Annotated in this window: 29 protein-coding genes; 11 read left to right on the top strand and 18 right to left on the bottom strand. The window is 56.3% G+C overall.

Annotated features, from left to right (window positions below; all coding sequences use genetic code 11):
• Positions 1–92: 92 nt before the first annotated feature.
• The 5 genes from KGB27_RS26335 (at position 93) to KGB27_RS26355 (ending at position 4,291) form a co-directional block, all read left to right on the top strand.
• Complete coding sequence (locus tag KGB27_RS26335; protein ID WP_223556862.1) at positions 93–584, top strand: hypothetical protein; 492 nt, start codon at positions 93–95, stop codon at positions 582–584.
• A gap of 463 nt (positions 585–1,047) precedes the next feature.
• Positions 1,048–1,674 carry a ParA family protein gene (locus KGB27_RS26340; protein ID WP_223556864.1) on the top strand — a complete coding sequence of 209 codons (627 nt, stop codon included), beginning with the start codon at positions 1,048–1,050 and terminating at the stop codon, positions 1,672–1,674.
• Between the two features lie 39 nt (positions 1,675–1,713).
• Positions 1,714–1,917 (top strand): hypothetical protein, encoded by a 204-nt coding sequence (locus KGB27_RS26345; RefSeq protein WP_223556866.1) that lies wholly within the window; start codon positions 1,714–1,716, stop codon positions 1,915–1,917.
• Between the two features lie 325 nt (positions 1,918–2,242).
• Positions 2,243–3,169, top strand: coding sequence for a DNA-binding protein (locus KGB27_RS26350; RefSeq protein ID WP_223556869.1), 927 nt, complete (start codon positions 2,243–2,245; stop codon positions 3,167–3,169).
• 636 nt (positions 3,170–3,805) lie between these two features.
• Positions 3,806–4,291 carry a hypothetical protein gene (locus KGB27_RS26355; RefSeq protein ID WP_223556871.1) on the top strand — a complete coding sequence of 162 codons (486 nt, stop codon included), beginning with the start codon at positions 3,806–3,808 and terminating at the stop codon, positions 4,289–4,291.
• Between the two features lie 389 nt (positions 4,292–4,680).
• Here the strand turns inward: KGB27_RS26355 and KGB27_RS26360 are convergent, their stop codons facing one another.
• Positions 4,681–5,169, bottom strand: a complete 489-nt coding sequence (locus KGB27_RS26360) for a hypothetical protein (RefSeq protein WP_223556874.1) — start codon at positions 5,167–5,169, stop codon at positions 4,681–4,683.
• Between the two features lie 377 nt (positions 5,170–5,546).
• Between KGB27_RS26360 and KGB27_RS26365 the strand changes: the two genes are divergently transcribed.
• The gene (locus tag KGB27_RS26365; protein ID WP_223556876.1) at positions 5,547–5,768 is read left to right on the top strand and encodes a hypothetical protein; all 222 of its coding nucleotides are present in this window, start codon (positions 5,547–5,549) and stop codon (positions 5,766–5,768) included.
• A gap of 279 nt (positions 5,769–6,047) precedes the next feature.
• Here the strand turns inward: KGB27_RS26365 and KGB27_RS26370 are convergent, their stop codons facing one another.
• The gene (locus KGB27_RS26370) at positions 6,048–6,497 is read right to left on the bottom strand and encodes a hypothetical protein (protein ID WP_223556878.1); all 450 of its coding nucleotides are present in this window, start codon (positions 6,495–6,497) and stop codon (positions 6,048–6,050) included.
• Entirely contained in the window at positions 6,494–6,847 is a 354-nt protein-coding gene (locus KGB27_RS26375) for a hypothetical protein (protein ID WP_223556881.1), read from the bottom strand. Before KGB27_RS26375 ends, KGB27_RS26370 begins: the two co-directional genes overlap by 4 nt.
• 134 nt (positions 6,848–6,981) lie before the next feature.
• On the opposite strand from KGB27_RS26375, the gene KGB27_RS26380 reads away from it, so the two are divergent.
• Positions 6,982–7,278: a hypothetical protein gene (locus KGB27_RS26380; protein WP_223556883.1), complete on the top strand. Its 297-nt coding sequence runs from the start codon at positions 6,982–6,984 to the stop codon at positions 7,276–7,278.
• Positions 7,279–7,281: 3 nt separating this feature from the next.
• Here KGB27_RS26380 and KGB27_RS26385 read toward each other — a convergent pair whose 3' ends face one another.
• The 8 genes from KGB27_RS26385 to KGB27_RS26420 all read right to left on the bottom strand — a co-directional run bounded on the left by KGB27_RS26385 (position 7,282) and on the right by KGB27_RS26420 (position 10,886).
• Positions 7,282–7,674: a hypothetical protein gene (locus KGB27_RS26385; protein WP_223556885.1), complete on the bottom strand. Its 393-nt coding sequence runs from the start codon at positions 7,672–7,674 to the stop codon at positions 7,282–7,284.
• A gap of 2 nt (positions 7,675–7,676) precedes the next feature.
• Positions 7,677–8,441, bottom strand: coding sequence for a hypothetical protein (locus tag KGB27_RS26390; RefSeq protein WP_223556886.1), 765 nt, complete (start codon positions 8,439–8,441; stop codon positions 7,677–7,679).
• Positions 8,438–8,806, bottom strand: a complete 369-nt coding sequence (locus tag KGB27_RS26395) for a hypothetical protein (protein ID WP_223556887.1) — start codon at positions 8,804–8,806, stop codon at positions 8,438–8,440. Before KGB27_RS26395 ends, KGB27_RS26390 begins: the two co-directional genes overlap by 4 nt.
• A complete protein-coding gene (locus tag KGB27_RS26400; protein WP_223556888.1) occupies positions 8,803–9,177 on the bottom strand; it encodes a hypothetical protein in 375 nt (124 codons plus the stop codon). The genes KGB27_RS26395 and KGB27_RS26400 overlap by 4 nt, the downstream gene beginning before the upstream one ends.
• 3 nt (positions 9,178–9,180) lie before the next feature.
• Complete coding sequence (locus KGB27_RS26405; RefSeq protein WP_223556889.1) at positions 9,181–9,531, bottom strand: hypothetical protein; 351 nt, start codon at positions 9,529–9,531, stop codon at positions 9,181–9,183.
• A 16-nt stretch (positions 9,532–9,547) separates the two neighbouring features.
• Positions 9,548–10,066, bottom strand: coding sequence for a hypothetical protein (locus KGB27_RS26410; protein ID WP_223556892.1), 519 nt, complete (start codon positions 10,064–10,066; stop codon positions 9,548–9,550).
• A gap of 101 nt (positions 10,067–10,167) precedes the next feature.
• The gene (locus KGB27_RS26415) at positions 10,168–10,539 is read right to left on the bottom strand and encodes a hypothetical protein (RefSeq protein ID WP_223556894.1); all 372 of its coding nucleotides are present in this window, start codon (positions 10,537–10,539) and stop codon (positions 10,168–10,170) included.
• 8 nt (positions 10,540–10,547) lie between these two features.
• Complete coding sequence (locus KGB27_RS26420) at positions 10,548–10,886, bottom strand: single-stranded DNA-binding protein (protein WP_223556897.1); 339 nt, start codon at positions 10,884–10,886, stop codon at positions 10,548–10,550.
• A 177-nt stretch (positions 10,887–11,063) separates the two neighbouring features.
• Here KGB27_RS26420 and KGB27_RS26425 point away from each other — a divergent pair, with 177 nt between their 5' ends.
• The 4 genes from KGB27_RS26425 to KGB27_RS26440 all read left to right on the top strand — a co-directional run bounded on the left by KGB27_RS26425 (position 11,064) and on the right by KGB27_RS26440 (position 12,743).
• On the top strand, positions 11,064–11,486 hold the full coding sequence (locus tag KGB27_RS26425; RefSeq protein ID WP_223556899.1) for a hypothetical protein: 423 nt from the start codon (positions 11,064–11,066) through the stop codon (positions 11,484–11,486).
• Positions 11,487–11,923: 437 nt separating this feature from the next.
• Positions 11,924–12,310, top strand: a complete 387-nt coding sequence (locus KGB27_RS31450; protein ID WP_317850736.1) for a hypothetical protein — start codon at positions 11,924–11,926, stop codon at positions 12,308–12,310.
• A gap of 1 nt (position 12,311) precedes the next feature.
• A complete protein-coding gene (locus tag KGB27_RS26435) occupies positions 12,312–12,533 on the top strand; it encodes a hypothetical protein (RefSeq protein ID WP_223556902.1) in 222 nt (73 codons plus the stop codon).
• A 33-nt stretch (positions 12,534–12,566) separates the two neighbouring features.
• Positions 12,567–12,743, top strand: coding sequence for a hypothetical protein (locus KGB27_RS26440; protein ID WP_223556904.1), 177 nt, complete (start codon positions 12,567–12,569; stop codon positions 12,741–12,743).
• Between the two features lie 830 nt (positions 12,744–13,573).
• On the opposite strand, the gene repC is transcribed toward KGB27_RS26440, so the two are convergent.
• The 7 genes from repC to KGB27_RS26475 all read right to left on the bottom strand — a co-directional run bounded on the left by repC (position 13,574) and on the right by KGB27_RS26475 (position 19,265).
• The gene (gene repC, locus KGB27_RS26445) at positions 13,574–14,449 is read right to left on the bottom strand and encodes a replication protein C, IncQ-type (protein ID WP_223556906.1); all 876 of its coding nucleotides are present in this window, start codon (positions 14,447–14,449) and stop codon (positions 13,574–13,576) included.
• Positions 14,442–15,302, bottom strand: a complete 861-nt coding sequence (locus KGB27_RS26450) for a helicase RepA family protein (RefSeq protein WP_223556907.1) — start codon at positions 15,300–15,302, stop codon at positions 14,442–14,444. Before KGB27_RS26450 ends, repC begins: the two co-directional genes overlap by 8 nt.
• 24 nt (positions 15,303–15,326) lie before the next feature.
• A complete protein-coding gene (locus KGB27_RS26455) occupies positions 15,327–16,397 on the bottom strand; it encodes a hypothetical protein (RefSeq protein WP_223556908.1) in 1,071 nt (356 codons plus the stop codon).
• Between the two features lie 232 nt (positions 16,398–16,629).
• Positions 16,630–16,809: a plasmid partition protein ParG gene (locus tag KGB27_RS26460; RefSeq protein WP_223556909.1), complete on the bottom strand. Its 180-nt coding sequence runs from the start codon at positions 16,807–16,809 to the stop codon at positions 16,630–16,632.
• Between the two features lie 17 nt (positions 16,810–16,826).
• Positions 16,827–17,120, bottom strand: coding sequence for a hypothetical protein (locus KGB27_RS26465; RefSeq protein ID WP_223556910.1), 294 nt, complete (start codon positions 17,118–17,120; stop codon positions 16,827–16,829).
• Positions 17,121–17,199: 79 nt separating this feature from the next.
• Entirely contained in the window at positions 17,200–18,846 is a 1,647-nt protein-coding gene (locus KGB27_RS26470) for a relaxase/mobilization nuclease domain-containing protein (protein WP_223556912.1), read from the bottom strand.
• Positions 18,843–19,265, bottom strand: a complete 423-nt coding sequence (locus tag KGB27_RS26475) for a plasmid mobilization protein (protein WP_223556914.1) — start codon at positions 19,263–19,265, stop codon at positions 18,843–18,845. The genes KGB27_RS26470 and KGB27_RS26475 overlap by 4 nt, the downstream gene beginning before the upstream one ends.
• Positions 19,266–19,589 lie beyond the last annotated feature (324 nt).

Below are 19,589 nucleotides of genomic sequence, written 5' to 3' on the forward strand. Positions count from 1 at the left end.
AATAAACACCATATGACATATACAAAAAACAGCAATTGCTCACAGCGGGGATCAAGGTCATCCTTTTCAAAAAATAAGAAAAGGAAAGATCCATGCTATTGCATGAAAAACCCTTCTGCTGGTTCTGCCGAACAGCAATAACTGACCCCATACCTGAAGACCCGAATGACTGTGCATACATCGACATTGTTTGCAGGAATTGCCACAAGTCTCGGAGAGATCATTATTGCCAAATCTTTATCCCGTACAAAACCTGCATCTTGATTGCCGCTCAGGATTGGCATTCCTGGTCGAACTACCTCGCGTTTCACAAAGACCAGGAAATCGACTGCATCGCCAAATTCCTCTCCCCAGCGTCGAAGGCCAGGCTCGATCTGGCCGTATCAGAAACCTGCATGGGCGACGACATCCCCGAAGGCGAACAAGGCTTGTCTTCTTTCGATTTCGACCCGGAAGAATATGTCCTGGTGACCCAACAGATCGAGGCTGCACTGGTGACGCTGACAGACGCAATCAGGTCTGGGGCAGTAGACCCCAAGGATCACCAGCTGGAGCAGCTCATAGCCCTAGACCTGGGCATCTGAGCACAACAAAATCCATGTAATTATGTAAGTAATTACACAGCCAAAAGAATCGAGGTCGACCCGAGAAAGATGGTTTGAGGCAAAGGCGGACGAGGCTATTTGATCCTGAATACATATATGTGTAGAGACTTTTAACCCGATTGACCTCGCTCTGCGCTGCCCAGGTGGAGAATATCTCTCAAAACATATATGTGTTGAGGGTGAAAAAAAGAAACCGAAGCCCAGGCCAGCCAGCCAGCCAGCCAGCCAGCCAGCCAGGAAGAGGATGGCTGCCGGCAAATCACAGTGGTGCGCACCAAACTGGAAATTGCGCCGCCTTTGCTCAACACATATATGTTTTGAGATTCAACACCGAGAGCCGGAGCCGAGGTTGGCCAGGAAAAGGTGGGCAGATCTGAAGCGCTTTCATGTTGATCTCAAAACTTACATATGTAATAATGTAAGTAATTACAGGGAGGCTCGTATGGCAGATCAGACGGTGTGGCTCGTAGCAGGGCAAAAAGGCGGAGTCGGCAAATCAACGATTTCTTACGGCCTGGGTTACTACCTCGCAAAGCTCGACCAGGGCAAAGTGATCATTTGCGACATCGATTTCGGCCAGTGGACTTGTGACCTGTGGAAGTCGCTCCGGGGTGACAAGCCACTGGGCTTCGACATCATTAAATGCAACACCCTGGAAGACATCGGCAAAGCCGCAGTGAGAACAGGCGCTCGACACGTGATCATCGATGGTGCACCTCACGCATCGAAGCAAACGCTTGAGCTGGCAAAATCAGCGGATCGAATCATCATCCCCACAGGCCCTGGCATCGCAGCCCTCAGCCCCAATGTCGGCCTGGCGAACAACATGCTCGAAGAAGGCATCAGCCGGAACCATATCGCGTTTGTAATCATGCAAGCAGGCACACCTGCCGACGCCAAATCTGCGTACGAGACGGTCAAAGAACACGACTTCCTGTGTGTGCCGGCATCCCTCAATTTTTCGACTGCATACGGCCAGTCAGCCGATCGCGGCCTATCTGTCCTTGAAACGCCATTCGTAGGCTTGCGCAAGCAAGCAAAGCTGGTGTTCGGCGCTCTGACCAAGTAACTCACATTATTACAAACTTACATTGTTACAGGAGCCACCATGGCTATCAAACAACTACCAGGCGCGAACAAAGCCAAGAATGAACCCTCGTCGACGAACCTCCCTGACCGCAATAGCACCAAGCGGCTGACGTTCGATGTCACTGCAGAAGAGCACCGGATGTTCCAGGTCGAGGCGCTAGGGCACGGCATGAAGATGACTGACTACTTCCAGCACATCTGGAAGAGCTTCAAAGAGCAATAATCCCCCTTCTCTCCTGCGTCGGCCTTCACGGGCCTGGTGGCAGGAGAGTGCCCCCCCCCCTTGCACCCCCACGCCTCATCCGGCGACGCCTGGACTCATGCGCCGCTGCGCGTCGAAATCGCTCTGACTTAAGCCCTTTAGCCACAGTGCCTCCAGCAGTGCAGGCGCTGATTTCATGCTGCCCCAACGCAAAATGTAAGTTTGTAAAAACTTACATTTAACCCATTGACGAATCGTAACGCGTACCGTATCATAACACCATAACGTAACGAATTACGATGCGTTACGATGTTATGATACGTTATGATTACACTGGAGAAGAACAATGGCAAAACAAGGTGTGAGCTACCAAGAAGTCGCTGCGGCAGCGGACAAGCTGCTGGGCCAGGGCATCGAGCCCTCCACCCGCTCCGTGCGCGATCTGCTGGGCACGGGCAGCATGAATACCCTGCAAAAGCACATGCTCGCCTGGCGGTCATCCCGACCGGTGCAGCAGTCGACTGTGTACGAACTGCCCGCCGAGCTGGTTAACGCCTTCGGCAAGGAGCTGGCCCGAGGTGCAGCAATGGCGCGCTCGTCGATCGAGGCGGATTTGGCACAGGCCCAGGGCGAACTCGGTGAACTCGTTTCGATCGGCGAGGCGCTGGAAAATCAGGTTGAGCAATTGACCGAGGCCAACTTGGGGCTGACGACGGAGCGCGACCAAGCCATTGCCACAGCCGCCGAGCGTCTGAACGAAATCAATCGACTCGATATCGATCTCAAGCGCGAACAGCAATTGGGTGAAGCGGCTCGCCTGGAAGTGGCCACTGCCAACCTGCGGGCCAACGCAAACGACGCGCTGTTGAACGAACGCGGTGAAGAAATCGCACGCTTGCGCAAAGCCCTGGAGGATGCAAACCAGCGTCTGAATGCGGCAGATCGCGAAGGCGCAGTGCTGAAGGCCAAGCTGGAAGCATCTGATGACCGCGCCACGACAGCGGAAAAACGCGAGCAGGCGGGTGAGGAAAAGATCAGCAAGCTGCAGGAACAGCTCGAACAAGTAGGAAGTCAGCTGTCGCAGTCCAGGCTGGACAAGCAGACTGCGGATGGCCGCTACGAGCGTGCTGCCGGCGAACGTGATGCCGCCTTGAAAGCCGCTGAACTCGCCCAGGGCGATGCGACTGAGCTCAAGAAACAAGTCACTGATTTGCACAACAAAGTCGAATCGCTGCTCACGGCACAGTCTGCTGATAAGCCTGGAAAGGCCTGATTTAACGGGTTCTTAAGGCCAAGGATGGCCAATAATGTAAATACTTACATTATTACAGACTTACATTGACGGATTGTCCCTTGCCCTTCCACCTGCTCCGACCGAGCAGAAGCGAGCTGCAAACAAACGCTGTTAAAGCGGAGTGCGACAGCACGACAGCCCTTTGCTTGAAGTGAGCCCATGAAGGCCCCCTGGAGGATCTGCTCGTCGGTCGCCTTCGCTTCGCTGCAGCACAACAGCGGCAGGCTTAAGGGTGGAGAGGCAAGGCTCGCGTAGCGACCGCGAAGCGGCATGGCCTTGCGTCTGCACCCGGCCTGCCAGGCTGGTGCGGCAGTGAAGTGAGGGTGACCGACGATGCGCTGAAGGCCCGGCGAACGCGCCTTTGACCTGGCTTTTTGACCTGTAAGTATGTAAGTAATTACATGTGCTTTTGCTTCCAAACCGGTGGATCAAGATCGCGCCCTTTGCGCCCGGCGTGGGGTTTCACCCCCACACGACGCCGAGCGGGAGGGCCGCTCGACCCCACTGCGCGACGCCGCTTCGCGTCGTCTTTGCCGATGGCTTCTGTTGGCCTTGACGAGCCGTCGATGGGCCGCTATTTTGATACTGAACACATATATGTACTGAGGTGCAATTGTGCAGAAATTCCTGGCGATCTATGAAGAAAGCATTGAAGACGCTTTCAACAAACTGCTGAAGGAAGTCTTGGAACTCCGCAAAAAAGCGCTACCCAACGAGGTGCACGACGGACTGCTGAGAGTCCTCGCCGGACGCTGCGGCGCCGGCTGCTCCACCGCCGCCAAGCTTTGCAAACGCAGCCTCGTCCTGGAGGCGCTGCTGAATGCAAAACAAGAAGGCCTAGACATCACCCCGACCGTCGCGGGCCACGTGTTCGAGCGGCTGATCGGTCGCAGCGTGGACAATCGGGCCACTCTTTTGGCATTCGCTCAGGCGGGGCGTACCGCCGCTGACAAGTCAGCCGTCACCGTCGAAGACCTGGCACAGCTTGAATTCGCTCTGACCGACGAGCTCCAGGCCCTGGGCAACGAAATGGCTGTTATTCGAGGTCGGCACCACGAGCACTACAAAGCACGGGCCAAAGCCAATACCAAGCACGGCTGAAGCTGGTTATGTATCTGAATACATATATGTATTCAGGATCAACTCCATATCTGTGCGCCTGCCCACACTGGCCGCCAGGAGCGAACGGGCAAGGCTTTATTTTATGTAACTATGTAAGTACTTACATGAATCTGCCCCCGGCAGGGTTGAACGCTGGGGTCGTCACGACCAAGTTTCTTGTCAAGCAAGTTGACACGCGTGGCACTATATCTAGATAATAACTATGTCAGCAGAGACCGGAATCCTGGAAACAGGAACTGTTGATTTCGGAGCGAAAGCTCTCCTAGCCCGTGAGCAGGATAACGACGGCAACGTCGAAAAGAACACGCCGATATTGAGATTCACAGAGAGCCCCAGGCGCGCAAGCGGTTGGGGCTTTTTGCTGTCTGTCAGACCGACTTGCCTTCGTTCCGCACTTTGAGGATGTAGCGCATGTTGAAGGGCTTTCCACCTGGCAGTGAAGGCCTCCCCCAGTTCGCCACTTCATAAGCTGAAATCACGTGTAACCGCAGGTAATTGGTCGTGCCATGGGGCTTGGTGATCGAAAAAAAGATCGCGTATTCGTGCAGATCCATACAGAAATAGCGTTGCCCGCCTTTCTTCTGGCTGTTGTGGGGTACAGCCAGAGATTCAATAAACCGGCGCTCGATGTAGTCGCGCAGCTGGGTGCTGCAGTTGTAGCGATCGGGGCAAAAATAACGACGTTCGCCCTTATGAAACAGCTGCTGGCCATGGCCCTTGTCGTCGGTGAACGTGTGAAAGCCGAACTCGAATTTGATCGTCAGCGCCTGGTTAGCCACCTCGAACGTGAGCTCGAACGGCTGCAGGTGCGCCATGCTGCGCGTGCGTCCGTCGATGACCAGGTCATTCCATTGCATGTTTTCAACCGCGCCGAGCACTGAAAGGGGTCGGAATTGTAGCAGCCAGCCATCCTCCAGGTGTGCAATCGAAGCACCACCGCAACGGTCTTTTTGTGCATTAATTCGTCACGCCTAAAAATATTTTTAGGCCATGGGCGTACAGGCATATTCAAGTACGCTTACATTGTTTGGCGTAATTAACCACCGTGCTTAACTCAATTCCATCCAAGCAGACCAAGGCTTTGCGCATTTTACAACTTAAAATATTCAAGCGTGCTTTATACGGCTGATATACGGCAGGCACAACTTGATAGCAGAAAGCCTTGCAAAACGGGGCTTGCAGGCAGTTTGACTCATGGCTATGCTCGCTTCCAACAACCCTTGGAGAGCCCGCCATGAGCGAACTTGAGATCAGCATCAAAACCAACTTTAAAACAAAGGTTAATCTCAAAAAACTCATGCGTAAGTTGTTCTTTTATGGCTTGAGCGGTATGAGCCTATTGCAACTTTCAGTGGGTTTAAAACCCCTGTTAATTCAATCAAATCCAGTGCAAGTAAGCGTACCTGGTGCAGTGACCACCGCACCGGACACTTCCAAGCTGCCGGCCAAGCCCTGAACGGGCTCACAGCCACTCTTTGAACAGGGCCCTGAACAGCTCACGGAAAAACGCCCTCGCGGCCTGCTCGGCCAGCCACTGCCCAGCGGTTTTCCAGATTCCTTTATTGTCCATGCATCACCTCATTTTGATTTTCGAAGGTTGAATCGTGCTGTCACGACAATCGTGGCAGAAGCCCCCATGGGCTAATTTCACGACTTTCCGAAACCGATTTTGAGGCGAAAAAAAGGCCCTTGCGGGCCGGGGTTTGCATGCTTTTCACGCGACGACGAACAGCCGCTATAGCCCCAAATCGTGCTCCAGGCATCGGGTCAACAGCGCTGCCGGCAGTGCCTCCGGCGCATGTTGCAGCAACTGCTGCAACATGGCCTCGCTGATGTCGTGCCAAAACCGGATCGGCAGAAAAAAACGCCCTGGGAGATCGAAATTCAGCTGCATCGGCGAAGGGGTCTGGCGAGCGCGCTCGCCGGCCTCGGCATGCTGGGCCAGCATTTCGCGCAACACGTCAAACACCGACGCCGGCAGCGCATAGCGCAACACGTCAAAGATCGGCGCCGGCAACGCTTGAACAGCATCGCTGTTGTGACGACAAATCGGGACAATTTCGCAGCCACCCGTCAGCCGCAATGGCTTATGCAGACAGGCCCGCACCTGCAACTCCAGATCGTTGGCAAAGGTCTGGCCAGCGCTGACCCAGATGGTCGTCATGTCCGTCAGGCTGAGCCTCATAAAGCGACATCCAGCACGAGCCTGAGCTCGATGAATTCAACTGGCAACGCCGCTATCGGCACGGCCTGCAGTAACGCATAACAAAGCCTGGCTTTGTCGCCGAGGCCAATGGATACCTTGCCCTGATCACTGCCCCAGCGGGCCTTGGCGGCACGCTGTTGACCCTCGCGCACGGCCTCCAGCGCCTCGGCGCCGAGCCATTCCAGCCTCAAATAACCGAGAGTATCGACCGCCCGCCGCTGTACCGGGCGTGCCAAACACTCGGCCACCAGGCTGGCCAGGCCCTCGGCGCCGAGTTCGGCCAGAGCGAGGCGGTAGATCTGGCCCTCCACGGGCGTCGTGATGCGCATGTCAAAATCCTTGTCAGCTGTGCAAAATCATTGCAAACGACGTTTTTCCATGCAAAACACTTGCAGTAAGAACGCCTTATTTCTGCAGTAAGAAAACACCCCCGGTTTTCAACTTTTCGCCATGGAGGTCATGCATGGGACACCTCAGTTTGGAGGACATCTACCCCCAGGAAGTCGCCGAATTCGGCCACATGCGCGTCGGTATGACCGAGCGCTATGTGCACGAACACCTGCTAATCAAAGGCGTCAGCACCAAGGGCGAATGGCAGGATCTCACCAAGGCCATGCTGCGCGATGACGCGATGCAGATGATCATCAGCGAGCAACTCGCCGCGCTGCCTCCGGACTATGACCCATGGATTTGGCAGATCAATCGCCATCGCGGCATTCGCCTCAAAAATCCCGACTTCGATCCCTGGGCCGAGGACTGACCGCTACACGCCGAGATCCAGCTCCAGGCGCAACTCAGTCAGCCCAGGTGGCAGGCGCTCGATCGGCAGCGCCTGGGTCAGCTGGTGGAACAGAAACACCCGGTGTTCATCGAGCAACAGCCAGTGCAACTCATGCGCAGGCCAGCCCAGCAGCTCAGCTTGCGGCGATCGCCGCTGACGGCACCCCACTGGCTCGACAGCCCCCGGCAAATACACGTGCTGCAACGCCTCGACCATCGGACTGGGCGGGACGTACCGCCACTGGTAATGCTGATCCGGATCCAAGGCCTGAGCGCGATCAAAATAGCCCTGCAACACCATCACCAGGCTGTCGCCGAAATGCTCAATGGCCAGGGCCCAGAGGGCTCGCTCGTGGCGAAACAGCGCATTGAGCATGCTCAGACCCCAAGGTCGAGCAGCAGCCGCGCTTCGCGCAGCTCAGGTGGCAGACAGTCCACGGGCAGGTGCTGCAGCAACTCGTCGAACAGGCGCTGCCGACCCGCCCGAAACACCGCCTGGTCTTCGCCGGTCGGGTAGCCACCCTCCCCCAACAGATTGGGCAACAAGCCCAGGGCCACCAGGCGCTCGATCTGCGGGCCGGGGTCGAGGCGCAGCCATATTTCACCCTGCGGCAAACTGAGCCACTGCTCATGCCGCTGCCGCTGCGCGCGCAGCCACGCGTCCAGGCCCTCCTCGCCGAGCGTGGCCAGGGCCAGGTGAAACAGCTCGCGCTCCAAGTCATCAGCGGTGTACTCGGTCGGCAGCGGCTGATCGAGGTCGACCTCGGTGTCCCCCACCAGCGCCTGGATCCGCGCCGGCAAGTCGGGTGGCACCGGCACTAGCCATGGCTGCAATTGCAGCAGCAGCGCGACGGCCAGGCGCTGCGTGAGCCGCTCAATCAAGGCCTCGGGCAAAAAAATACCAGGCGGCACGCCATCAGCCACCCAATCCCTGGACAGCTCGCGCTGCAGGACAAAAGGCTGCAGCAGCGGCAGCAGCGCCAATGGCACCTGAGCCAGTGGCATCAGGTACGCGCTGCGTGCCATGTCGATCGGCAGCGGCGGATCGTTCAACCCGTCGACCACCGCCCGCAGCTCGGGCGCGCTGAGCAACAGGCTCGCGGCTTGCCACAAGCGGCTTTCTGCATCATCGTCGGGGCTCATACTTGCTTCTCCGCCTGTTGCACCAGGGCCTGCCACAGGCCCAAGGGCAGCGCCGTGCACTGCGCGTCACGGCAACGGTAACTGAGTTGCTGCAGCAGCCCCGGTTCGCGCTCGATCAGCCGCTCGCAGACATGCTGCAGGGCCCCAAACGGCGTATCGGTGATGCCGATCAGACCCGGAGTCCACCAGCGAGCCAACGATTGCCGGCACTCGTCCAGGGCGATCGGATAGGCCTCGGCCAGGCCCATGGCCAGCGCCTCGAATTCACGGGCGCCCAGCTCACGGCACAGCCGCTCGACGGCTTCCAGCTCGGGCAAATTGTGCCGCTCCAGGCCCCGCACATGCTGCTCCATGACCATTCTCAAACCCCCAGCTCCACGGCCAGACGCCGTTCCAGCAGTGTCGCCGGCAGCGCGTCGATCGGCAGCACCTGCAGCAGCGTGTTGAAGATCCAATGGCGGAATTGTCCGAACCCAACCAGCTGAAAGCCGTCGGGCATTTCAGCCATCAGCGTCGCATCGAGCGGAACAACCACCTGCCCGACACGCTCAAGCAGCACACCCACTTCAATGCGATGCCAGGCGTCGTTTTGAAAGAGATCCTCGAAGCCCGAAAAACGCCGGGCAAGCTCAAGCAGACACTTATCCAGCTCAGCCGCAAAGACCCGCTCTGCAGCACTGAGCAGCAGCTGCTCCTCGGCGACAAAGGCCTCATCAAAAAAGTAGCTGATTCGCATCGCTCACACCCCCAGTTCCACCGCCAGGCGCCACTCACGCAGGGGCTCGCTCAGCGCCTCGATCGGCAGCGCCTGCAGCAACGCATGGAACAGCAGCCGCTGGCCGGTGCAATAAAACTGGAGCCAGCGGCCCGGCCTACGCGCTGCCGGCAGGGCCGCCGGCCCGCCCAGCCATTGGCACAGGCGATCGAGCAGCGGCCCGCCGTCGATGTCGCGCCAGGCTTTTGTCAGGGCCAGCCCGTGCAGTTCGTCGCGCTGCGCATACTGCTCGCGCAGCCAGGCATCCAGCCGCTCGGAGCCCCAGACGTCCAGAGCGAGGCGGTACAGCGCCGGTTCGTGCGTCCAGCTGTCCATGCCGCGTCCCTCCGGATTAAGAACGTGCCGCCTCGCGGGCCTGCTCTTCAGCGTACTCCAGCAACCAGTTTTGCGCGTTGTCGAGGGTGATGAAGGCCACGTGTTTCGCCGCCTCCAGACTGTCCTGCCAGCGCGGGAAGGGCGGGCTATAACCGTCTTTATGCACCAGATTCACCCGCCACCGGCCCCGGCTTTGCGGCGTGAGGGTGATCGTGAAGTCTTCCAGCTGGGTCGTGTGCGAACCATCGCCCAGCTCTGTCCAGGGCGTGTTTCCGTAAGTGCGCAGCAGACGCCGCTGGAAGCGCACGGCCTGACGCACCAGGGCCAACAGCTCGCCGGAGGGCTTGATCTGGCCTTCCAGGGCCCGGTTGATCCCGCGCAGGATCGTCGCCGGCAAGCGGTAGTCGCCTAGGGAGCGCATGCGATCCATCAGCGCAGCCGCTGTCCAGCCCAGCTCGTCCAAGTCATCGCGCAATGTCTCGACCAGCACAACCGTGTTCTGCTCGGCACTCGGAAAATCATCGTCGTCAGCCATGTCGCCTCCAGGTATGTCGTTGCTTAAGTGACAATATGTCACGTTAAAAACGACATTGCGACAGATAATTGCTGACAATGATGATCGGCCAGCGGTGCCCCTTAAAACCCCAGGTCGAGCCCCAGACGCTGCTCCAGCAACGTTGCCGGCAGCCGTTCCACGGGCAACTCATTGAGCAAGCGATAAAACGCGGCGACGCGAAAAGGCTCATAGCGCCGTGGCGCATCCTCGTCTTCCAGCGAACGCTCGAACATCGCCGATCCCAGATCGGGAGCCTTCACGAACGCGTGCAGACGCTCCACCAGCGCGGGCTGTTCAATGCGCGCCCAGACGTCGAGCTGCAGGCTCAAGGGCAGACAAGGGTCTTCGGCCATTTCATCGGCAAACAGCCGGCACACTGCCTGCTCCCCCCACTGCTCGCACGCGAGCCGCCACACCAGGGGCTCATGCTCGACGATGTCGAGAAGGCTCACGGCCTCCATCAGAGGGCCCGCTTGTAGATCGCGTGGTTGGAGGCGCTTTTACGTAAAAACACCAGGCCAAAGGCCTCGGGGGTGCGCTTGATTTCCTTGCCCAGGCTCAGGCGCTCGGAACGGCTCAGCGCCTCCCAGTCGAGCCGGCCAATCACTTGAGGGATTTCGAATTCCATGTTTTCCGGCATGCTCAGCGCGTTGGTTTTCAGCAGCTTGCCGGCCCGAATGGTCGGGCTGTCGATCGTCGCCAGATGCGCTTCCAGCACGTCGAGGATGGCGGTTTCAGCGCTGGCTTGAGCCTTGGCCCAGGCTGCGATCGATGGGGAGAGGGTGAGAGATATGTTCATGTCGTTTGCTCCAAGGCGGTGAGGTCGTTGTGTTGTAGCAAATGTAATCAATTCAAAAACATAAATCAACAGACAAACATAATTATTTTCTAAAACATAAGTGCAAATAGCCGCTTCGGCAAATTATGGCTGAGCCATAATTGCGCCTAAAACCGCCAATGAACGTAGGGACACGCCGTGATTCAACTGTGGAAACGTCTGCCAGAATGGGCCCAATGGGCGTTGTACCTGCCCTGCTGCCTCGTATTTCCAGCCCTGGCCGGAGGGTTGGTGTCGCTGCCGACCCTGTACCACGGGGCACCCAAGTCCAGCCTGGCGATTGTGTTGCCGCTGGCCGCCCTGATAGCCACCGTGGTGTTCTACTGGTGCGCGTTTTACCTGGCACCCCGCGCCAAGAGAATCGCCGCTGGCATCCTGTTTGTGATCTTCATGCTGCTGTGGATCATGACCGCCCTGCATAGCGTCATGGGCTGGTACCTGAACTACGTCGACGTCGATTTTTTGAGCGTGATGGAATTGATCCAAGCGGTGATCGCGATCACCGCAGGGTCTTTTTTGTTTCGTGCAGGGTTTCGCAACCCGCAGGCCATGCAGCTGTAAAACAGGGCTCAGGCGTCGAGCGGATCGGCCAGGCGCTGCAGCACGGCGAATGACGCCGAGAATCAAAAGCGGGTTAACAGTAAATGCGAAAAATTCTCAATTGGGTGCAGTCCCTGCGAATAACGCCGCTTATGTTCAATCAGGGGCCCCGAAAGCCAGGCCCGAGACGCCCAGTCCTGCCGGTACTGTAGCCCACTCCTAGGGGGAATGGGTGCCCAGGCCGGCCATCTGTGGCATGCTGCGGTGTCCGACACTGACCGGAGGTTGGTGTGCGCTAGGGGGAGTCGCTGTTTCCGGGCCAGGCACGGGCTGCGTTGTTGATAGAGCCTCGATCAAAAAACCCGGTGTTTTTGAAATCGAGTTCTCAACTGTTGATACGCCCTCTCTCAAAAACAGGCCTGATTTTGGCAATTGGGTTACCAAAATCAGGCGGCTTTTTGAAACTCGCTCTTCCCGGATGTGCACCCTGGATTATCAAAATCAGGCCATTTTTTGATAATCCAATTGCCAAAAAACAAGCGAAGTCCAGATCCAGGGCCCAAAATCTTGACGTTTTGTTCAACCGATTTAGACAAGCAGGACAGCGCATGCGCAAGGCAATTGACCAGGAAACCCTCTCTGCACTGATAGAGACAGCGGCTGTACGTGAAATCCAGGCGGTTCGCGGGCCCGGTGGGGTTGGCTTTTCGCTCAGCGCACGCCTCGGTGGCCGCTGGCTGCCCATTCGGAGCAAAAGGGAGCCGCTGCGAATATGGGCCTCGCTGACCGCGATCGAGCGGTTTTGCACAAAAGCCGGCATCAAAAGGTTTGAAGTGGAGTTGTGACGTGAGCTCGGACATCGACGAAACGGTGTATTGCGACATCCAGCTGACCTTGGAAGAAGCGGTCGAGATGCTGCAGCTGCTGAAAAAAGTGCGTGCAAGCGGCGAACATCCCAACCTGGACGCCACGCTGGACTGGATGGAGCGGCAGATCGTCGATTCGATCGAATACGTGAGCAGCGGCCACACCGGCTGGAGCCTCAAGCCGGGCAAGCCGAAACATTGACTGGAGCACATTTGTACTCCACTGGAGGAAAGGATGACGATTGCCTTCGATTTGAACCACAACGATGCAGAAGCCCTGTTCCGGCATGCGGAAAGCTTCAAGGCGAGCTCAGGTGATGCCCGAGAGGATCGACGGCTGGAAGCGGCCCTGGAGACGCTCAGGGACGCCCTGAGGGCTCAGCTGATGCCTGAGCCGCCTGACGGGCTTTGAGCTCGACAAAGAACGCATCTAGCTGGCCAGCGGCCTCTGCCGCGAACAGTGCTTCGGTACAAGTGTCGGCAGGATCAATCCCCTGCCCTTGGGCGACCCCCTGGCGAGCCTGGTCAAGGCAGCGCTGCTGGACGCGGCGAGCCTTGGCCAGCGATTCATCAACGTGAGGCATGATCACTCCCTCTGTATAAAAATGGGATTGCATAGACTACGAGCAACATGAAAAACGCTCATGCTCAATATCACAAACCCAGACCAAACCTTCCGTTTTGACGCTCTACAAGGCGATCTGAGACGCGCAAACAAAGGCAGGGAACCCACCCCCTCCCCCGCTGGAAGCACCCCGGAAGGGGTCGACCGAAGGTCGGGGGCGAGCTTTTGATTTTGCATTTCCTCATAGATATCTCATAGATATCTCTTAGATGAAGATTGCAAAAATCGCTGCAGCCCTTGTGAATAGAGGCTTTCAGAGGATCGGCGTGTGACAGTTAAGCAGGGGGTTTGTGACAGTTAAGCAGGGGGTTTGTGACAGTTAAGCAGGGTGTGAGTCGGCCAAAATCCACCCCCACTGGTACTGTGAAACGACCTGGTTTGGCGTGACAGTTAACCTGGGGGGTGAGATAGGCCAGGCAACACCCGGTGTGACAGTTAAGCAGGGGGGCATGCAAAGCCGTAGAAGACGCGTTTCCGCTCATTTCGACACCAGCCATAGCGAAAAAATGCGGCTGTATACCCCAGAAAGCGTGACAGTCAAGCAGGTGGATACGCATCCAGTACCGAACGTCATTAAGTAAAAAGGCCGCAAAGCGGCCTTTTGTATCTAATTGATTTTAAAAGAGATTATGCTGAAGTGGGCCATCGTCCGATCGAGACAAGGCAGGCCGCTTGATTTCAAATTTCCCCTTGCTGTATTGCTTAACAGACCAGCCGATCGCCAAGAGCTCTGCAAGCAATGGCTTGAGCCTTGAACGACGTTTCCGCATAGCCGTTTCGTCAACGGGGTCGGGCCAGACATAGCTGCACAACATGTCACCTCCAACTTTCCGGCTTTTCCCGTGATCGATCCAGCCACACAAGCGCTGATGTATCAGTCGAGTGCCCCCCTGTTTGATCTGGCGAACCTCGTTCATATCGATTCGTGTGTACTTGTCGCCGAGCACGGCAGAAGCCAGGCGAGGGTTTAAAGCTACGAATAGCTGACCATTGGGGTCATCGGACGCGTAGTCTGCCAGCAGCCTAAACCCCAAGCGCTTGCCATCTTTTTGGGCGATTACAGACACCTTCCAGAGGCGTTCAATGCAGTCTCGGATTGTGTTTGATTTCTCGATCTCGGCATAACCGATTTCCTTGGCGAGGCTTCTGTAGCTGCCTCTGACGACCAGGGACTCTTCATTCACAGCCCCCCAACGAAGCTCAAGCATTCGCCTGATGCTCAGCCCCTCGGGACTCTCGGTCGTCGGTGCGAGAATTTCCCCCTGCGGGCCCGCCATCGCGATCAATCCCTGCAGTACACGTAGGTCGTCGTCGCCTAAGGGCTCAGGGCCGCTGAATTCAATCCTTTCACCATCGCCGAACTCGTAGCTGACTTCGAGCTTGCTGAGCTTGCGTTCACCGCGCTTGAGGCTCCTAAAAAGACCGGGGGTCAGGCAGTGAATCGTGTCATGCATTGCAAATTTGAGTTCGTAATCAGAACCGGAATTAGACATGAGCGCGCTCCCTCCGGTTCGATGACGCTTTCTCGATCCTATGCAAAGCCACTGGCAGGAGCACTCCACCCTCAGAACGTCGGTACCAAGCCGCAGGGTCTTTCTGTGCGTAATTCTCTTTTGTTGACCCATGTTTGACGTACAGATCCAGGCCGTCACCAATCGGAGCTCCGCCTGGCCTATCGGAAAAAACCTTGGATTCTTCATTCGACATGCGCGACATATAGGCACACCAACGCGGCTGATTGGTCAGTGCAGACGCCCCCCTAGAAGCACTCTGTTGATCTGCAGAACCCTCACGAATCGCGGTTTTGCTGACATGATGCAGGTACAGAACGGATGCCCCAGTCTTGATCGCAATGTGCTCCAAGGTTGTGATCAACGCCCCCATTTCGCCGTTGCTGTTTTCGTCGAGCTGGTGAACCCGACTCAGCGTGTCGATCACGATCAGCTTCATGCCATGGCATTTTTCGATCAGTGCGCCGCGTTGCTCCGGGTTCATCAGATTTTGCGGCTGGCCGACCACTGATTCGATGCTGAGATTCCTAGCGATCGACTGCCGAGCTTCACCACCGAGATGGGCCCCAAGGCTGTGGATGCGATGCATGATCGCGACGGCTGGGTCTTCCCCTGCGATGTAGTGGACACGCCCGTGAACTTCGGGCTTGAGCCCCAAGAGATCGCCGCCTGGAGCGTCACAGGCTACAGCCATAGCGGCTTGCAGCGCCCAGAAACTTTTACCCGTGGCACCTGGTGCGACCAACGCTCCTACGGTTCCTAAAAGGAACTTGGGCCATAGGCATTGCATCACTGGCGGCTTGTTCTCGAATGCTTCTAAAATATTGATAGCCATGCTGATCCCCCTGAGGATTCGTGGTTAGTCGCGAGTAGCGGTGGCCGCCGCTGCTCGTGATGATCTTGTTATTTTTATTCCCACGCCCTGGGCGAAATTCTCCGCTGCCAGGTCTTTGAATTGCCCCGCTGGAATCAGCCTCGCAAGGTGATCGCCTCTGAGCTCGTGAATACGCTCCAGCTGCTTGAGGTGAGCCGCCAGGGTCTTACCCTCAGTCACATCATCTTTCTCGCGCTCGCAGCTCACACAGAGCCTCACAGCGCCTTTCAGAATCGCTGCGACTGAAGGATTGTCGATGAACGAAAGCACGTTCGATCCGCCGCTGACGATCGCTGTGGGCACATCCTGACCGGCGCGGCGGCAGATGTCGTGCAACGCCAAGGCATCAACCCCGCCTTCCACGATCCAGACCTCCAGGAGGCTTCCAGGCAAGACCTGAGGGTAAAATTTGCTCGAACCCCGCAGGTCTTTTTTCGAGCCTTCACCGTTGTGGTTGATGGCACGACGAGTAATGTTCTTCGGCTTGCTGTAATCATCCCGACCGACAAACAAAACCCCGTCCAGGCCGTAAGCTAAGAATCCAGATTCCTCGGCATGATCAAGGGTGGGCTCGGAAATTCCGCGCTGGTCACGAAGATAGGCGCGACCGTTAGAGCGATATTCAAAGCGCTGTACCGGCAAAGCTGGAGGCTGGGGAAGGGCTTTCGGCTTCGGTTTGAATGAAGCGCCTGAAGCCAGGATAAAATCCCCTCCGGTAAGACGGTGCACAGCATCCACGAAGCCCAATGCGGGCTCCAAATGCTGCACCAAGGCAATGTTGTCCCCGACGCCATTTTGATAGTTGTCGCAAGTCACCCAATGCCCTTCCGGCATCCTGGTGGAGCGAAAATACTCGTCTAACTTGATGCGAACGGACAAATGCCGGCCTTCGACACGGACGCGATAGCCCATCGACTCCAGGTATTCCTGCGGGCTCGTCTCACGCGCCAGGTGCTTTTCGCGATCGCTGATAATGGGTAAAGCATCAGGATCAATCGGACGATTTTTGGCTCTGAAGCGAGCGCTCCAGCTTGTATTTTTCGGTGCAGCAGGCATAGAATCCCCTTGTGTTTAAAGGGAAAGCGGACGGCCTCGACAACTGAACCGCTTTCCAGGAAATACCCGCCACCATTGGCGGGTTTTTTTTGCCCAAAAATCCTTGGGCATCCGCAAAAGTTACGCTGCGACAGGCTCAAAATCCAGCATTTGGGTGAAGCCAGAATGTTTCTGGCATCAAAAATGCTTGACAGTTTGGCAACTGCCGATTAGACCAAACCCTGCACCAGCCTCACTTTTCAGGTTTTTGTGGTGGCAAATACAGCGCTGTGTAGCGATCAACAAAATCTTCCACCGCAGCCGACATCGTCGTGCCGTTGGCCTCGCACGCGAGCTGAAAGCGCTCATGCTTCGCGCTCTCCAGTTTCACGTTCAGACGCTTCTCCTCAGTCATTTTGCGCGGTCGGCCCATAGCGTTTCTCCATTCGTTTATGTACTCACATTAGCATGAACAAGCTGACGAACGGAAGTGATCGGCAGCAGATCCAGGACAATGTGCGAAATCAGTTGGTCGGTGTGTTCATGCCGACGCCCGAGTTCACACGCGATCGTCATCAACATCGTCGCGGCTCTCAGGGCAAAAGGCTTGATTTCAGCAGGTTCAAGAGCGTCAATCATCAACGGATACAGCGAAACCAATCCCCACGCGTATTGCTCGTCCTGCAGCTTCAGTGCCTCGATGAATTGCGCTTGCTCGATGCTTATGTCAGATGCCTTGGTCATGTTGTTACCCTCGGTTGTTTTGTACTCACACAATCAATATAGCTCAGTAATTTTGTGAGTACAATACCTAAGGCGATTTTTATTTGACCAGGCCGTCCTCGCCGTCGCCCTGCGGCTTGCCGGCTTTCAGCCGGCCTTCCAGCTCATCGATGCTGGGCCCAGCCTGCCGGGAAGCCTCTGAGAGCGACGACAGATCCGAACGCAGCTCAGTACCGGCCCGCGCCTTCTCGACCGCCTCCAACGGCGTCAGGATCCGTTGCTCGACCCGTGTCTGTTGCTGCTCCAGCAACTGCAGATAACGCATGTCGTCACGCAACTGCTTGATGTAGTCGCCGATCAGCCGACGATTCGACACAAAGTCGCTGCCATAGCCGTCCTGGTGCAGAAAATTGCGCCCTGAATACAGGCCCAGGTTGAACTTGAACAGCGTCGAAAAACCTCGGGCAAAGGCCTTGCGGAAGTCGTCCGCCGCTTCATGCTGTTGCCGGAAGAATTTGCGTGACTGCGCCATCGCCTCGTCGACACCTTTTTTGATTGAGTTGTACAGCTTGCGTCTCAAGTCATCCGCGATCGGGTCACCCGTCTTGATGTCAGCGATCTCTAACTCTGGATGACAAGCATTGGCCAAGGTATCGATTTGCGCCTGGTCGTAACCGCGAATCAGCGGGTTACCGGCCACAAAATCGCGAGCAGCAGTCCGACACTTAGGGCTGAAAGTATCAAGATCGTTTTTAACTGCTTTAAATTCTTCTGACAGGCTTCCAAGTTCAGTTGCAGAGACTGATTCAAGTCGCTTTGCGCGCTCAACTGAGTCGCCAGCGAGTTTATGTCGTCCTTGAGTTTCCGCTGTTCGCTCAGCAAGTGCTTCACTGTATCGGGACTCAGACCCAGCGCGGCCAGCTTCGAATCTTGCAACTGCTTCTGCATGCCTTTCTGCAATTTTTGAGAAAGATCGTTCACCATAAATTTCCCCTTTTAAGCGCACAGCCTTATCCATTCCTTCAAACTTGAAGGAAAAATAGTCGCTGCCTTTTCTTGTTATAGTTGCACCACTGTTTTCCAAAAACTTAATCATGTCATCTCGACCACCGATAGCTCGGTTATCAATTAAGGTGTCGATAGCTTTAATGACTTGCTGCTTGATATTTTTCTGCGGGTCAAACGGTTTGAGCTTTACCGGCCTTTTATATTGAGGATTGCGGGGATTCTGCAGGCCGTACTTCTCACACATGTGATCAATAAAGGCATCATTTTGCCGGGTAAACACCTGGTTGCTGCCAGGGCCGCGCTTGCCATCGTAATTGGGCGGAAACGGGTTGAAGTATTTCCCCGATTCGGCGTGCACACGCGGCATCATGTAATGCATTTCCAGCCGGCCCAGGTGCCGATGCTCTGCCACACAAATTAGCCGACTGTCCTCGCGCTCGATGCCCGCAAACGCGAAGTCCTTGAAGTCCTTGAGCAGGGCTTCCTTTCGACCTGGTATCGCATCAATCAGCGCCGTTTCCTCCGGCGAAAAGCTCAGCACGCCAGACGTGTACTTGTGCTTAAAATCCAGACTTTCGCACAGCGCACGAATCACTTCCGGATCACCCTCCAGTAGCGTCGGAGCGGGCTCACGCGACTTCCACTCCTGCGCCGCTTCGTCGAAATAGTTCGCGTCCAGGAAGTAATCCAGGCCGCTGCCGGCCCCACTGCTGCTGTACTTGGAAAGGCCGTGGATCATGCCGGCACCTGCTGCGCTTTGGCCGCTCGTTTCGCCGAACGCGGTTTGCGTTTGCGGCTCAACACGCGGATCGCGTCGGTCAGCTCGGCAAAGCGGCGCACGTCATCGCCGATTTGCCCAAGCTGGTAGATGATCAACGTCGCATCAGCCTTTTCACGATGGGTATTCGCATGCTTGGCCAACATATTCAGGTTGCTGTTGATCCGGCCCAACCAGGCGTTCAGTTCCTGCAGCTGTTTCGAAATGCCGGGGGTGACTTCCACCACCGCCTCAGTGATCAACCGGCTGACAAACTGGCTAACGTTCATTTCCGCCGATCGAGCTTTTTGATTGAGCAATTCGCGCTGCGACAGCAGCACCTGGGCATTGATTTGCACCAGTCTATCGAGCGGCTCAGGCTGTTTTTCAGTATCCATCATGACCCCTCCAGGGGTTCTTGTTATTGATCTGCTTTTGCTCTTCAAGGGGCATGGGGGAACCCCATTGGGTCAAGGGTGAAACCCTTGCAAGGTCGGGAAATAGTCGTAGACTATTTTTCGAGGAGCCTTGTTCAAAAGCTTGAGTTAGCCAATTGTGAGACAAGAGCAAAAACACTGACAAGCGTTTTTTGGTTGGCAATAAACACCATATGACATATACAAAAAACAGCAATTGCTCACAGCGGGGATCAAGGTCATCCTTTTCAAAAAATAAGAAAAGGAAAGATCCATGCTATTGCATGAAAAACCCTTCTGCTGGTTCTG

The sequence above is a fragment of the Pseudomonas sp. BF-R-01 genome (genome assembly GCF_019946615.1).
Classification (GTDB): Bacteria; Pseudomonadota; Gammaproteobacteria; order Pseudomonadales; family Pseudomonadaceae; genus Aquipseudomonas; species Aquipseudomonas migulae.